General features: G+C 62.7%; 11 protein-coding genes. 2 read left to right on the forward strand and 9 right to left on the reverse strand.

All coding sequences use genetic code 11. The features are described 5' to 3' along the window. Positions 1 to 24: 24 nt before the first annotated feature. The 6 genes from FHX11_RS21470 to FHX11_RS21495 all read right to left on the reverse strand — a co-directional run bounded on the left by FHX11_RS21470 (position 25) and on the right by FHX11_RS21495 (position 8,847). Positions 25 to 3,354, reverse strand: a complete 3,330-nt coding sequence (locus FHX11_RS21470) for an efflux RND transporter permease subunit (RefSeq protein ID WP_184360408.1) — start codon at positions 3,352 to 3,354, stop codon at positions 25 to 27. Between the two features lie 14 nt (positions 3,355 to 3,368). Continuing rightward, the gene (locus FHX11_RS21475; protein WP_184360411.1) at positions 3,369 to 4,559 is read right to left on the reverse strand and encodes an efflux RND transporter periplasmic adaptor subunit; all 1,191 of its coding nucleotides are present in this window, start codon (positions 4,557 to 4,559) and stop codon (positions 3,369 to 3,371) included. 407 nt (positions 4,560 to 4,966) lie between these two features. Then, positions 4,967 to 5,935: an ABC transporter substrate-binding protein gene (locus FHX11_RS21480; protein WP_184360415.1), complete on the reverse strand. Its 969-nt coding sequence runs from the start codon at positions 5,933 to 5,935 to the stop codon at positions 4,967 to 4,969. Positions 5,936 to 5,989: 54 nt separating this feature from the next. After that, positions 5,990 to 7,123: an ABC transporter permease gene (locus FHX11_RS21485; RefSeq protein ID WP_184360418.1), complete on the reverse strand. Its 1,134-nt coding sequence runs from the start codon at positions 7,121 to 7,123 to the stop codon at positions 5,990 to 5,992. After that, positions 7,120 to 8,007, reverse strand: a complete 888-nt coding sequence (locus FHX11_RS21490; protein WP_184360704.1) for an ABC transporter permease — start codon at positions 8,005 to 8,007, stop codon at positions 7,120 to 7,122. Before FHX11_RS21490 ends, FHX11_RS21485 begins: the two co-directional genes overlap by 4 nt. Positions 8,008 to 8,055: 48 nt before the next feature. Further along, a complete protein-coding gene (locus FHX11_RS21495) occupies positions 8,056 to 8,847 on the reverse strand; it encodes an ABC transporter ATP-binding protein (protein ID WP_184360420.1) in 792 nt (263 codons plus the stop codon). A 124-nt stretch (positions 8,848 to 8,971) separates the two neighbouring features. Between FHX11_RS21495 and FHX11_RS21500 the strand changes: the two genes are divergently transcribed. After that, a complete protein-coding gene (locus FHX11_RS21500) occupies positions 8,972 to 9,385 on the forward strand; it encodes a cupin domain-containing protein (RefSeq protein WP_184360423.1) in 414 nt (137 codons plus the stop codon). Between the two features lie 33 nt (positions 9,386 to 9,418). Here FHX11_RS21500 and hydA read toward each other — a convergent pair whose 3' ends face one another. Then, positions 9,419 to 10,873, reverse strand: a complete 1,455-nt coding sequence (gene hydA, locus FHX11_RS21505; RefSeq protein ID WP_184360426.1) for a dihydropyrimidinase — start codon at positions 10,871 to 10,873, stop codon at positions 9,419 to 9,421. 49 nt (positions 10,874 to 10,922) lie between these two features. Next, positions 10,923 to 12,176 (reverse strand): Zn-dependent hydrolase, encoded by a 1,254-nt coding sequence (locus tag FHX11_RS21510; RefSeq protein WP_184360429.1) that lies wholly within the window; start codon positions 12,174 to 12,176, stop codon positions 10,923 to 10,925. A gap of 300 nt (positions 12,177 to 12,476) precedes the next feature. Between FHX11_RS21510 and FHX11_RS21515 the strand changes: the two genes are divergently transcribed. Further along, a complete protein-coding gene (locus FHX11_RS21515; RefSeq protein ID WP_184360432.1) occupies positions 12,477 to 13,121 on the forward strand; it encodes a TetR family transcriptional regulator C-terminal domain-containing protein in 645 nt (214 codons plus the stop codon). Positions 13,122 to 13,218: 97 nt separating this feature from the next. Here the strand turns inward: FHX11_RS21515 and preA are convergent, their stop codons facing one another. Further along, a complete protein-coding gene (gene preA / locus FHX11_RS21520; protein WP_184360436.1) occupies positions 13,219 to 14,532 on the reverse strand; it encodes an NAD-dependent dihydropyrimidine dehydrogenase subunit PreA in 1,314 nt (437 codons plus the stop codon). Positions 14,533 to 14,535 lie beyond the last annotated feature (3 nt).

The following is a 14,535-nucleotide window of genomic DNA, read 5'->3' on the forward strand; positions in this document are numbered from 1 at the left end:
CGAAACTGCCTCCGCGGCGGATAGTTATTCCGCGGCGAAAGGCGGCAGTTTCAGGATATTCGTCCTGGCCTGCGTGCCGCCACGCTGCGGCGCGTCCTTGCCTTCCACCGCATCGAGGCGTTCCTCAAGTGCTGTGAGCGACTTGCGGTTCTCGTCGACGGCGGCCGCCAGGCTTTCCTTGGTCAGAACCTCGTCATTCGCGTCCTTCTTGCCGACGAGGCGGCCGAAGAGCCAGGCGAGCAGGCGTGACAGGTCGTCCATGATCAGGAAGAAGGACGGCACGACCACCAGGCTGAGCACGGTGGAAACGATGATGCCGCCAATCACTGCGATCGCCATCGGCGCGCGGAACGATCCGCCTTCACCGACACCGAGCGCCGACGGCAGCATGCCGGCGGACATGGCGATCGAGGTCATGATGATCGGCCGCGCGCGCTTGCGGCCGGCTTCGATGACGGCCTCCAGCCTCGGCATGCCGTGATGCATCATTTCGATGGCGAAATCGACCAGCAGGATGGCGTTCTTGGTGACGATGCCCATCAGCATCAGAATGCCGATCATGACGGGCATGGACAGCGCATTGCCGGTCACGATCAGCGCCAGTGCCACGCCGCCGATCGCCAGCGGCAGCGACAGCAGAATGGTGAAGGGCTGGATCACATCCTTGAACAGCAGGATCAGCACGGTCAGCACCAGCAGGAGGCCGAGCAGCATGGCATTGCCGAAGCTCTGCATCATTTCCTTCTGGACCTTGGTGTCGCCGCTTTCCGCCAGATGAACGGTCGCCGGAATCTTGGCATCGTTGACGATGCTGAGGAAGTGGCTGGACGCGGTATCGAGCGCCACGCCCTGCGGCAGGTCGGCGCCGATGGCAACGACGCGATAGCGGTTGTTGCGCTTGATCGAGGACAGGCCTTCCGAATAATCGATATCGGCCACGCTCGACATCGGCACGGAGGCGCCGGAGGCGGTCTTGATGCGCAGCGCCCGGATCGCGGCGAGGTCGCGGCGCATGCCGAGCGATGCCTGCACCCGGATCGGGATCTGGCGGTCGTCGAGCGAGATCTTGGCCAGTGAGGCGTCGATGTCGCCGATGGTCGCCACGCGCACGGTGTCGGAAATCATCTGCGGCGTGATGCCGAGGCGGGCGGCCTCGTCCTTGCGCGGATAGATCTGCAGCTCCGGCCGGGGCAGGGCGCCGTCGGCGCTGACATTGGCAAGGGCGGGATCGGTGCGCAGCTTGGCTTCGAGAATGCCGACGGCCTCGTTCAGATCCTTCTCGTTGCGGGACAGGAAGTTGTAGGTCAGGTCGCGGTCGCCGCGGTCGTTGAGCTTGGTGATGCGGACGTCGGGGATCGAGCGCAGCTTGGCGAAGACCTCCTTCTCTACCTCCCATTGCGGCCGCTCGCGGCCGTGGACGGTGACTTTCGGCAGATGGGGGCCGATCACGGGCAGAGAGCCGAGCACATCGTTGACGAGCTTCTTGACGAGCGACTGGTCGAGCTTGCCGAGCGTCAGCGTCACCGTGGCGCGACGCAGCTCCAGATCGCCCTTGGGCGAGGCGCCGCCGAGGACGAAGACGCTGTCGACACCAACGATGCCCTTCACGCGCCGGTAGATTTCATTGGTCGCCTGTTCGGTATCGGAAAGCTGCGCATTCGGCGGCAATTCGGCCGACAGCACGATGCGGGAGGAGTCGTCCGGCGGAATGAAGCTGCCGGGCACGAACATGATCAGCGCGAAGACGGAGGCGACGGAGAATGCGAAGGCCGCAAGCAATGTCGGATAGCGGGTATACCATCTCTTTGTCGTGACCCGAACCAGCCAGCTATAGCCGCGCATGAAACGGCCGTCATTGTCGTGATGGTCGTCAACGGCGTCCTCGGTGCGCATCAGATAGGCGGCCATCATCGGCGTGATCAGACGCGCGACCAGCAGCGAGAAGAACACCGAGAAGGCGACGGTCAGGCCGAACTGGATGAAGTACTGGCCCGGAATGCCCGGCATGAAGGAGACCGGCACGAAGACGGCAATGATGGTGAAGGTGGTGGCGATGACGGCGAGGCCGATTTCGTCGGCGGCATCGATCGCGGCGCGATAGGGCGTCTTGCCCATCTTGATATGGCGGGCGATGTTCTCGATCTCGACGATGGCGTCGTCGACGAGGATGCCGGTCGCCAGCGTCAAGGCCAGGAAGCTGACGAGGTTCAACGAGAAGCCGATCTGGTTCATGATCCAGAAGGTCGGGATTGCCGAGAGCGGCAGGGCGACGGCCGAGATCAGCGTCGCGCGCCAGTTCCTGAGGAACAGGAAAACGACGATGACCGCCAGGATGGCGCCTTCGAGCAGCGTATGCATCGCCGCCTCGTAGTTGCCGTAGGTGTAGTAGACGGCATCGTCGATCAGCTCGATCGAGACATTCGGATTTTCGGCGCGCACCTTGTCCAGCGTATCGCCCACGGTCTTGGCGACGGTCACCTCGCTGGCGCCCTTGGCGCGGAAGACACCGAAGGTGACGACTGGCGCGCTGTTGAAGCGCGAGAAGGATTTCGGCTCCTGATAGGTGTCCTTGATGACGCCGAGATCGGAAAGCTTGACGAAGCGGCCGTTGGTCAGCGCGATGGTGGTATCGGCGAGCTGGGCGACCTCGCGGGCGTCACCGAGGACGCGGATCGCCTGTTCGCTGCCCGCCACCTGGCCGCGGCCGGAGCCGAGGTCGATATTGGTGCCGCGCAATTGCTGGCTGACCGAAAGCGCGGTGATGCCATAGGCATTCAGCTTGTTGGGATCGAGCTCGATGCGCACTTCGCGGTCGGCACCGCCGTAGCGGTCGACGCGACCGATGCCGGCCTGGCCCTGCAACGCGCGCTTGACGACGTCGTCCACGAACCAGGACATCTCCTCCAGCGTCATGTTCGGCGAGGAGACCGCGAAGCTCTGGATCGCCTGACCCTCGACGTCGACCTTGGAGACGATCGGCTCGTCGATGGTCGACGGCAGGTTGCCGCGAATACGGTCGATGGCGTCCTTGGTGTCCTGAACGGCCTGCTGCGTCGGCACTTCCAGGCGGAAGACGACGACGGTCTGCGACTGGCCGTCGGTGATGGTCGACTGGATCTCGTCGATGCCGTTGATGCCGGCGACCGCGTCCTCGATCTCCTTCGTCACCTGCATCTCGAGTTCGGCGGGCGAGGCGCCGCTCTGCGTCACGGTCACGTTGACGACCGGCACGTCGATGTTCGGGAAACGGGTGATCGGCAGATTGAAGAAGGCGTGCGCGCCCACCACCATCAGCAGGAAGAAGCCCAGCAGCGGCGCGATCGGGTTTCGGATGGACCAGGCGGAGAAGTTCATCGGGCCGTTCTCGCTCAGTTGGACGCTTCTGGTGCTTGCTTGACCGGTGTGATGTGATCGCCGTCGCGGACATAGGCGCCGGCCTTGGCCACGACCTCCTCGCCGTCCTTCAGGCCCTTGACGATCTCGACATAGGCGCCGTCCTGGATGCCGGTCTCGACATTGATGAATTTGACGACGCCGTTCTCCACCTTGCGGGCGGAGGAGCCGTTTTCGTCGCTGTTGACGGCCGTCAGCGGCAGGGCGACGCCCTGGGCCTCACGGATGATGATCTCGGCGCTGCCATACATGCCGGCACGGGCCTTGTCGTCATCGTCGATGGAGATATGGACGGCGCCCAGGCGGGTGACGGAATCGACGATCGGTGAAACCAGGCGGACGGAGCCGGTCAGTTTTCCGCGGTTGCCGGAAAGCGCGATCAGCGCCTTCTGCCCGACAGTGATCTTGGTAATGTCGCTTTCGGAAACGTCGACCACCAATTCAAGGTCGCTGTCGCGGATGATGGTGAACAGCGGATCGCCGCTGCCATTGGCGATGGCGCCGATGCGGGCATTGCGCGAGGCGACGGTGCCGGCGACCGGCGTCTTGATGCCAGTGCGGGCAAGCTTCAGGTCGGTGTCGGCGATCTGGCTGTCGGTGACCTTGAGGTCGGCTTCGGCAACGGCGATCGCCTGTTCGGCGGAGGCGACGCGCGCCTTGTTGGCGGCGGCGGTCGCATTTGCCTGTTCGACGGAGGAGGTCGACACCGTACCCTTGGCGCCCATGGCGACGGCGCGGGCGCGGGCCAGTTCCGCCTCCTCGGCATTGGCGTGAGCCTCGATGAGCTGCGCGCGCAGCTGGGCAAGGCTTGCCTCGCCCTTGGCGCGCGTCGCTTGCATCTGGCTCTTCTGCAGGACGAGCGCGTCGTCGTTCAGCGTGGCGAGCGTGCCGTTGGCCTCGACCTTGTCGCCGACATCGGCATTCAGCGAGCGGATCGAAAGCCCGTCCACCTGCGGCTGGATATAGACTTCCTCAACGGCTTTCACCGTGCCGGTGGCGACGACCTTGTCGGTCAGCTTTCGGATCTGCGCCTGGGTGACGACGATGGCCGGCAGGTTCTGCTTGGGCGCGGTCACGGCGGGTTCTTCGGCAAAGGCCGCGGGCGCTGACAGAAGGGCAAGCAGGAGTGCGGTCGTGCTCAGAAATCTATGCGGCGTGAAGGCCATGCGTCCGGTTCCAGTTCGGCATTTGCTAAAGGGATTTCGCTGTTTTCCGTCGCGAACACGGGGGATCGATGCATGCTGCCGGCTTTTCCCGGCGGATCAATATCCGTCTGTCATGCCTGCAAGTCCCTCATCCTCAATTCGCCCCACTAGGTGGGAACGATTTCCAAATCCTGCAAGATCACGAGAAAATGATTTCCATTTCCGGCGCGATCCTAGTGCGCGTAACACTATGAATCAATCACGGCATTGTGATGTCTGCATTCAGATAGTTGATTGCAGCAGCTTTTTGAGCAAACGCACGAATAAAGCCAGTATTTTATTGCCGCTGTTACAAAATGAAAAATACGCGCGAGGGGCCAACCTCGCGCGTTTCGTCGATTTCAGGGCATTCGTGACGCCCGATACTACTATTTCAGCGCGGCATCGGTGATGTCGTGCGTGTAGGCGCCGGACGGCTTCTTGGTGATGATCTTCTGGTTGAGCAAGGCTTCGACCGTCCGATCATAGGGCTTCATGTCGAGCTTGCCGTTCCCGATCAGCTTGGCGACTTCGCCCATCATGCGCTTCTGGTGGTTTTCGTCCTGGCCGCCATTGTCCATGACGATCTCGGCGGCTTCGTCCGGATGCTCGACGGCATATTTCCAGCCTTTCATCGAAGCACGGACGAATTTCACCATGTCGGCCTTGAATTTCGGGTCCTTCAGCTTGTCTTCCTTGACATAGAGGCCGTCTTCCAGAAGGTCGTTGCCGAGCTTGGTGTAGTTGAAGACGATGAGGTCTTCCGCCTTGAAGCCGGCGTCGATCGCCTGCCAATATTCGTTATAGGTCATGACGGAGATGCAGTCGGCCTGCTTCTGGACCAGCGGCTGCACGTCGAAGCTCTGCTTCAGCACATTGACGCCGTCCTTGCCGCCGTCGGTCTTCAGGCCGAGCTTGTGCATCCAGGCGAAGAACGGATATTCGTTGCCGTAGAACCAGACGCCGAGCGTATGGCCCTTGAAATCCTTTTCGGTCTTCACCGGACCGTCCTTGGGGCAGATCATTTCCAGGCCGGATTTCTCGAAGGGCTGGGCAATGTTGATCAGCGGTACGCCCTTTTCGCGAGCCACCAGCGCGCCGCCCATCCAGTCGACGATGACGTCGGCGCCCCCACCGGCGATCACCTGTTCCGGAGCGATATCGGGACCGCCCGGCTTGATGTCGACGTCGAGGCCTTCCTCCTTGTAGAAGCCCTTGTCCTTGGCGACGAAATAGCCGCCGAACTGGCCCTGAGCCACCCATTTCAGCTGCAGCGTCAGCTTGTCGGCGGCAGACGCCGTTTGCGCGGCGGCGAGCGTCATCGCGCTTGCCATCAATGCGAACATCAGTTTTTTCATGTTCTTACCCTTTTCCCTCTGAAGTTATGCCTCGATCCCGTGAGGGACCCTGGATTACGTCTGCCCACCGCGGATAGACGGATGCCAGAACGTCGTCATTCTCTCCAGAATGGCGACGATACCGTAGAAGACGGACCCCGCAATCGCGGCGACCGCGATTTCCGCCCAGACCATGTCGAGATTCAGCCGACCGTTTTCGGTCGAGATGCGGAACCCCATGCCCGACATGGGCGTACCAAAGAACTCCGCCACGATGGCACCGATCATGGCCAAGGTCGAGTTGATCTTTAGCGCATTGAAAATAAAGGGTGCGGCGGCCGGCAGGCGCAGCTTGAACAGCGTCTGCCAATAGCTCGACGCATAGGTGCGCATGAGGTCGCGCTCCATGTTGCCGGCGGCGGCGAGGCCGGCGACGGTGTTCACCAGCATCGGGAAGAAAGTCATGACGACGACGACGGCGGCCTTGGACTGCCAGTCGAAACCGAACCACATGACCATGATCGGCGCGACGCCGATGATCGGCAGCGCCGAGACGAAATTGCCGATCGGCAGCAGGCCGCGGCGCAGGAATGCGAAACGGTCGGCGAGAATGGCGACGATGAAGCCGCTGGCGCAGCCGATGACGTAGCCGCTCAGCACCGATTTGAAGATCGTCTGCTGCACGTCGGTCCAGAGTGTCGGAAGGGAGCTGGCGATCCGCGCCCCGATGGCACTCGGCGGCGGCAGGATGATGAAGGGGATGCCGGCGCCGCGCGTCGCCGCCTCCCAGACGATGAGTATCCAGGCGCCGAAGATCGCCGGGATCAGCAGCCGCAGCAGATAGCTGCCGCTGGCCGATTGCGCCCGGATGGTCGACAGGATGGAAACGCAGCGCCAGGCAAGCAGCCAGGCGGCGGCGATGATGATGAAAAACGGCGCGAGCGCCTGGCCGTCATTGCCCGATATGCCCGACAGCAGCAGCCAGGCGGCGGCATGCGCGCCGAAGAAGAGGATCGCCGCGCCAAGCGCATCCGACTGGGCTGTGAAGGAAAGGGCGGCTGCGCCGGCAATCAGGATGAAGATGACGAAGACGGTGCCGTTGCTGATCGGCGCGCCGGCATCCGCGGGGAGCAGCGGCAGCGTCAAGGCCGCCGCGAGACAGAGAAGCAGGGAGAGGGCGCCCTGCCACGAGAAACGGAGCGCCTTCATGCCGTTCTCCCTCCCATCGCGCGCTCGACGATGCGCGCGGCGATGCTGACGATGGTAATCAGCAGCGCGGCCAATATCGAACCGGCGACGAGAACGGCCCAGAGGTCGATCGTCAGGCTCTGATAGGAGCCGGCGAGCAGCTTGGCGCCGATGCCGGCAACCGCGCCGGTCGGCAGTTCGCCGACGATCGTTCCCGTCAGGCTGGCCGCGATGGCGACCTTCATCGAGGTAAAGAGGAAGGGAACGGACGCCGGCACGCGCAGCTTCCAGAAGGTCTGCAGGGCGCTGGCATTATAGGTGCGCATCAGGTCGAGATACATGGTGTCCGGCGATCGCAATCCCTTCACCATGCCGACGGCGACCGGAAAGAACGACAGATAGGTCGAGACCAGCGCTTTCGGAATGAGGCCGGTAATGCCGATGGAGCCCAGCACGACGATGACCATCGGCGCGATCGCCAGGATCGGCACGGTCTGCGACGCGATGATCCAGGGCATGAGGCTGCGGTCGAGCGCGATGACATGCACGATGCCGACCGCGATCAGGATGCCGAGGATCGTGCCGAAGACGAAGCCGACCGCCGTGGAGGAAAGCGTCACCCAGGCATTGTAGACGAGGCTGCGATTGCTGGTCAGCGAGCGCAGGAAGGTGTTTTCGAACACGTTCTGCGCCACCTGATGCGGCGCCGGCAGGATCGGCTTCGGCTGGGCGAGCGTCTTGCCGATGAACTCCATCGTCGTCGAGGTGACGTTGCCGCGCCGGTCAAGATCGCGCTGGAACGGCGTATTGAGGATGACGGCGAAGGCATACCAGAGGATGAGGATCGCAAGCAGAACGGTCACGACCGGCAGGAACTTGTGCTTGAAGAATTGCTCCTTCTCCATGGTCATGCCCTTCCTTGCGCGGGAAGTTGCAACACTATGAGGCTCACCCTATTCCTCATAGCTGTGCCCCGCTCTCAACCCTTCGCGAACGCGATGGGCGATCTCCAGGAACTCCGGCGTTTCGCGAATGTCGAGCGGGCGTTCGGTTGGGAGCGTCGACTCGATGACGTCGGTGACGCGGCCGGGGCGGGGCGACATGACGACGATCTTGGTGGAGAGATAGACGGCCTCCGGGATCGAATGCGTCACGAAACAGATGGTCTTGTTGGTTCGCTTCCAGAGTTTCAGCAATTGCTCGTTGAGATGGTCGCGGACGATTTCGTCGAGTGCGCCGAAGGGTTCGTCCATCAGCAGGAGATCGGCATCGAAGGCCAGCGCGCGGGCGATCGAGGCGCGCTGCTGCATGCCGCCGGAAAGCTGCCAGGGGAATTTCTTCTCGAAGCCGGTGAGGTTGACGAGATCCAGCGTCTGGGCGATGCGCTTGGCCTGCTCGCTCTTGGCATAGCCCATGATTTCCAGCGGCAGCGCGATGTTCTTCTCGATGGTGCGCCAGGGATAAAGGGCGGCGGCCTGGAACACGTAGCCGTAGGCACGGGCCTTGCGCGCCTCGTCCGGCGTCATGCCGTTGACGGTGATGTCGCCGGAGGTCTTGCGCTCGAGATCGGCGATGACGCGCAGGAAGGTGGTCTTGCCGCAGCCGGAAGGGCCGATGAAGGAGACGAAATCACCCTTGCGCACATCGAGATCGACATTGCTCAGCGCATGCACCGGCCCGTCATTCGTATCGTAGGTGAGACAGAGATTCCGCGCGGAGACGACGGAGGGAACGGATGACGTCATTAACACCTGCCAGTCCTGTTTTCGCCGCGCAGCCGAGGCGGATTGCGTGTTATCCTGTTCGGCATCGCTCTGGCTTCGTGCGGCGAGGGCGCCGCGAAGCCGCTAAATTCAGGGGAGCAATGCCATGAGCGTTTCATCGAAGCCCACCTGCCGCGTCGTGCGGCCCGGCGACACCTATGCCGGCAAGCAGGGCTTCAGCTATTTCGAGGGGATCGCCGCCGAGACAGTGGGCTCGACGGGTCTGTGCATGCATCTTCTGACCATCCCGCCCGGCGCCCGCGCCAAGGCGCATCTGCACGCCTCGCACGAGACGGCGATCTACGCGATTTCCGGCGAGACGCATTGCTGGTTCGGCGACCGGCTGGAGGAACATGTCATCGTCCGCGAGGGCGAGATGTTCTATATTCCGGCCGGCGTTCCACATCTTCCCGCCAATCTCAGCGACCGGCCGGCGACAGCCGTCATCGCCCGCACCGATCCGAACGAGCAGGAAAGCGTCGTCCTGCTGCCGGATCTGGAGCAATATGTGCCGCGTTGAGCGGCCGATGGGCCGAGGCGCTGGAGCCAAGCGTCATACCCCACTGGCGGGGATGCCGCTGCGCTGCACCTTGCGCGGCGCGGTGACCTCTTTCCAGGTCGACAGCGCCCGGTTGGCGGCGGTGAAGGGCTCGCGCTTGACGAATTCGCCGTGGCCTTCCCTGGTCTTGATCGTGCCTTCCTCGATGGCGACGACGCCGCGTGTCAGCGTATAGCGCGGCAGGCCGGTCACTTCCTTGCCTTCGAAGACGTTGTAGTCGATCGCCGACTGCTGGGTCTTGGCGGCGATGGTCTTCGAACGCTTTGGGTCCCAGACGACGATATCGGCATCGGCGCCGACGAGGATCGCGCCCTTCTTCGGATAGACGTTGAGGATCTTGGCGATGTTGGTCGACGTCACCGCCACGAACTCGTTCATGGTCAGGCGGCCGGTATTGACGCCGTGGGTCCAGAGCATCGGCATGCGGTCTTCCAGGCCGCCGGTGCCGTTCGGGATCTTGGTGAAATCGCCGAGGCCGAAGCGCTTCTGCTCGGTCGTAAACGCGCAATGGTCGGTTGCGACCACTTGCAGCGAACCGGAGGCAAGGCCGGCCCAGAGGCTGTCCTGATGCTGCTTGTTGCGGAAGGGCGGCGACATGACGCGGCGGGCGGCATGGTCCCAATCCGGGTTGGCATATTCGCTCTCATCGAGCGTCAGGTGCTGGATCAGCGGCTCGCCATAGACGCGCATGCCCTTCTGGCGGGCGCGGCGGATGGCTTCATGCGCCTGTTCGCAGGAGGTATGGACGATGTAGACGGGCGAGCCGGCCATATCGGCGATCATGATGGCGCGGTTCGTCGCTTCGCCCTCGACTTCGGCGGGCCGGGAATAGGCATGTGCCTCCGGGCCATTATTGCCTTCGGCGAGCAGCTTCGCCTGCATCTGCGCGACCACGTCGCCGTTCTCGGCGTGAACCAGCGGCAGCGCGCCCAACTCGGCGCAGCGCTGGAAGGAGGAGAACATCTCGTCGTCATCCACCATCAGCGCGCCCTTATAGGCCATGAAGTGCTTGAAGGTGTTGATGCCCTTGTCGCGGACGATGGCCTCCATCTCGTTGAAGACCTGCTCGCCCCACCAGGTGATCGCCATGTGGAAGGAGTAATCGCAGTTCGCCCGCGTCGACTTGTTGTCCCACATGGTCAGCGCCTCGAGCAGTGACTGGCCGGGCGAGGGCAGCGCGAAATCCACCACCATCGTCGTGCCGCCGGCCAGCGCCGCCCGCGTGCCGCTCTCGAAATCGTCGGAGGAATAGGTGCCCATGAAGGGCATTTCGAGATGGGTATGCGGATCGATGCCGCCGGGCATGACATAACACCCGGAGGCATCGAGTACTTCCTTGCCCGAGAGATTCGGCCCGATTTCGACGATCTTCCCGCCTTCGATCTTGACATCGGCCTTGTAGGTCAGGTCGGCGGTGACGATGGTTCCACCCTTGATGACTGTGCTCATGGTGTCTGTTCCCGATATTTGAAATTCTGGTTCTCGGCAAAGACTGGCATCACGCCACGATCTCCGCCGTCTCGACGACCGCGTGGAACAGCACATCCGCGCCGGCGGCCGCCCATTCCTTGGAAATCTCCTCGGCCTCGTTGTGCGACAGGCCGCCGACGCAGGGGCACATGACCATGGTGGCGGGCGCCACCTTGGCGGCCCAGCAGGCGTCGTGGCCGGCACCGGAGATGATGTTCATGTGGCTGTAGCCGAGCTTCTCGGCGGCGTTGCGCACGGATGTGACGAGCTTCGGGTCGAAGGTTACAGGCTCGAAATGACCGATGGCCTCGACGGAGCAGCCGACGCCGAGGGCATCGCAGATCTTGGGCGCTTCGGCCTCGATCTTGGCGCGCATGCGATCGAGCTTCGCCTTGTCGGGCGAGCGGATGTCGACGGTGAAGACCACCTTGCCGGGCAGCACATTGCGTGAGTTCGGCGAGAAGAACACCTGGCCGACGCCGCCGACGGCGCCCGGCTGGTTCTCCATGGCGACGTCCTGCACCATTTCGATGATCCGCGACATGGCGAGCCCGGCATTGACGCGCATGTTCATCGGCGTCGAGCCGGTATGCGCTTCCTTGCCGGTCAGCGTGAATTCCAGCCACCACAGGCCCTGACAGTGCGTAACGACGCCGATGGTCTTGTCTTCGGCCTCGAGGATCGGGCCCTGTTCGATGTGATATTCGAAATAGGCATGCATCTTGCGGGCGCCGACCTCTTCGTCGCCGAGCCAGCCGATGCGCTTCAGCTCCTCGCCGTAGGTTTTACCCTCCGGGTCCTTGCGGCCATAGGCGTAGTCCAGCGTATGCACGCCGGCGAAGACGCCGGAAGCGAGCATGGCGGGGGCGAATCGCGCACCTTCTTCATTGGCCCAGTTGGTGACCACGATAGGATGCTTTGTCTTGATGCCGAGGTCGTTCATCGTGCGCACGACTTCCAGCGCGCCGAGCACGCCGAGTACGCCGTCATACTTGCCGCCGGTCGGCTGGGTGTCGAGATGCGAGCCGACATAGATGGGCAGTGCGTCCGGGTCGGTGCCGGCGCGTGTCGCGAACATCGTGCCCATCCTGTCGACGCCGACTGTCATGCCGGCGTCCTCGCACCATGTCCTGAAAAGGCTGCGGCCCTCGGCGTCGGCGTCCGTCAACGTCTGACGGTTGTTGCCGCCGGCAATGCCGGGGCCGATTTTCGCCATGTCCATCAACGCGTCCCAAAGGCGATCGCCGTTGATACGCATGTTTTCTCCTGGCGCTGCCACCATGATGCAATCCTCACCTGTTTCTGCCGGGTCATGCAAAGCGCATGCCCAATTGTTCCCGTTGGTCGCCTCCGGAGCGTTTGCTTGTTTTTCTCGCCCCGGAAAATCGCCGGTTGCCTTTGCGGGACATCTGACGGATATTTGACCGATTGGTAAACATTACAACTTCCGTGGCGACGCTCAAGACGAAAAGCACGAAAATTCCCGATAAAATTTCAGGCAGTTGCCCAAATTTACAGCGTGGGCAGGGTGCGATGAGAGATTGGCCGAAAGGCTTGGATTTCAAGGAGAAACAGAGCAGACATGGCCATTCCGAGAGCTGCCAGGACACAGCGCCGTACCCGCATCCAGGAAGAAAAAGAAGAGGTGATACTCGAGGCCGCGCTGGACGTCTTTTCCGTCCATGGCTTTCGCGGCTCCACGATCGACCAGATCGCCGAAGTCGCCGGCATGTCCAAGCCCAATCTGCTCTACTATTTCCGCACCAAGGAAGCCATGCATCGGGCGCTGATCGACCGGGTACTGTTCACCTGGCTCGAACCGCTGCGCGCCTTCGATGCCAATGGCAACCCTGAAAGCGAGATCCGCTCCTATATCCGCCGCAAGCTCGAAATGGCCCGCGATTTCCCGCGCGAAAGCCGCCTATTCGCCAATGAGATGCTGCAGGGGGCGCCGCATGTCGAGGACGAACTCCGGGGCCCGCTGAAGAGCCTGGTCGACGAGAAGGCGGAGGTCATCCGCAGCTGGGCCAAGGTTGGCAAGATCGCCAAATGCGATCCCTACCACCTGATCTTCTCGATCTGGTCGACCACGCAGCATTATGCGGACTTCGATGTGCAGGTGCGTGCCGTGCTCGGGCAGGAACATTCGGGCGAGGGGCGCTTCGAGGATGCGGCGCGCTATCTGGAAAAGCTCTTCGTCGACGGGCTTGGTATCCGCCGGTCGTAACCCGGTATTTTGTCGTCGTTGCAGGCTATGAGATGTCTTTCGCATCCATGCCGTCAAGCATGGATGCGAAAGCTGAGCGATGGCGAATGATCCCGGATTACTCTGCCGCCTGCCGCGCCATCGGATTGTTCGGATGGGTCGTCCAGTTGGCGTAGTTCGGGTCGACGATCTTGCCGGTGCGCTTGTCGAGACTGCCGGCCGGCAGTTCTTCCATGGTGATGCAGTTCTCGACGGGACAGACGTTGACGCAGAGATTGCAGCCGACGCATTCCTCTTCCATCACCTCGAAGCGCCTGACGCCATCGACGAAATTGGTGATCGCCTGGTGCGAGGTGTCCTCGCAGGCGATATGACAGCGGCCGCACTTGATGCAGGCATCCTGGTCGATCTTGGCCTTGGCGATATAGTTGAGGTTGAGGTACTGCCAGTCGGAGACGTTCGGCACGGCGCGACCGGTGACGTCGTCCAGGCTGCGGTGCCCCTTCTCGTCCATCCAGTCGGACAGGCCCGTGATCATTTCCTGAACGATCTTGAAGCCGTAGGTCATGGCGGCGGTGCAGACCTGCACGTTGCCGGCGCCGAGAGCCAGGAATTCGGCCGCGTCACGCCAGGTGGTGATGCCGCCGATGCCGGAGATCGGCAGGCCGTAGGTGTCGGGATCGCGGGCGATCTCGGCGACCATGTTGAGCGCGATCGGCTTGACCGCCGGGCCGCAATAGCCGCCGTGGCTGCCCTTGCCGCCGACCGTCGGGTTCGGCGCGAAATTGTCGAGATCGACTGACACGATCGAGTTGATCGTATTGATCAGCGACACAGCGTCGGTGCCGCCGGCCTTGGCGGCGCGGGCGGGCTTGCGGATGTCGGTGATATTCGGCGTCAGCTTGGTGATGACGGGCATGCGCGTGTACTGCTTGCACCAGCGCACCACCATTTCGATATATTCCGGCACCTGTCCAACCGCGGAGCCCATGCCGCGCTCGGACATACCGTGCGGACAGCCGAAGTTGAGCTCGATACCGTCGGCGCCGGTCTCCTCGACCAACGGCAGGATGGCCTTCCAGGCCTGTTCCTCGCAAGGCACCATGATCGAGGCGATCAAGGCGCGATCCGGCCAGTTCATCTTCACCTGCTTCATTTCGCGCAGATTGGTGTAGAGGTCGCGGTCGGTGATCAGCTCGATATTGTTCAAGCCGAGCAGGCGGCGGTCGGCGCCCCAGATCGCGCCGTAGCGCGGGCCGTTGACGTTGACGACCGGCGGCCCTTCCTCACCGAGCGTCTTCCAGACCACGCCGCCCCAGCCCGCCTTGAAGGCGCGCTCGACATTGTAGGCCTTGTCGGTCGGCGGCGCGGAGGCCAGCCAGAACGGGTTCGGGGATTTGATGCCGACGAAATTATTGCGGAGATCAGCCATATC

The organism is Rhizobium sp. BK602 (assembly GCF_014195095.1).
GTDB lineage: Bacteria > Pseudomonadota > Alphaproteobacteria > Rhizobiales > Rhizobiaceae > Rhizobium.

Bases quoted from the DNA above. Each gene is read 5' to 3' on its own strand.
- FHX11_RS21470 (WP_184360408.1), bottom strand. From the start codon at position 3,354: ATGAACTTCTCCGCCTGGTCCATCCGAAACCCGATCGCGCCGCTGCTG.
- FHX11_RS21475 (WP_184360411.1), bottom strand. From the start codon at position 4,559: ATGGCCTTCACGCCGCATAGATTTCTGAGCACGACCGCACTCCTGCTT.
- FHX11_RS21480 (WP_184360415.1), bottom strand. From the start codon at position 5,935: ATGAAAAAACTGATGTTCGCATTGATGGCAAGCGCGATGACGCTCGCC.
- FHX11_RS21485 (WP_184360418.1), bottom strand. From the start codon at position 7,123: ATGAAGGCGCTCCGTTTCTCGTGGCAGGGCGCCCTCTCCCTGCTTCTC.
- FHX11_RS21490 (WP_184360704.1), bottom strand. From the start codon at position 8,007: ATGGAGAAGGAGCAATTCTTCAAGCACAAGTTCCTGCCGGTCGTGACC.
- FHX11_RS21495 (WP_184360420.1), bottom strand. From the start codon at position 8,847: ATGACGTCATCCGTTCCCTCCGTCGTCTCCGCGCGGAATCTCTGTCTC.
- FHX11_RS21500 (WP_184360423.1), top strand. From the start codon at position 8,972: ATGAGCGTTTCATCGAAGCCCACCTGCCGCGTCGTGCGGCCCGGCGAC.
- hydA (WP_184360426.1), bottom strand. From the start codon at position 10,873: ATGAGCACAGTCATCAAGGGTGGAACCATCGTCACCGCCGACCTGACC.
- FHX11_RS21510 (WP_184360429.1), bottom strand. From the start codon at position 12,176: ATGGTGGCAGCGCCAGGAGAAAACATGCGTATCAACGGCGATCGCCTT.
- FHX11_RS21515 (WP_184360432.1), top strand. From the start codon at position 12,477: ATGGCCATTCCGAGAGCTGCCAGGACACAGCGCCGTACCCGCATCCAG.
- preA (WP_184360436.1), bottom strand. From the start codon at position 14,532: ATGGCTGATCTCCGCAATAATTTCGTCGGCATCAAATCCCCGAACCCG.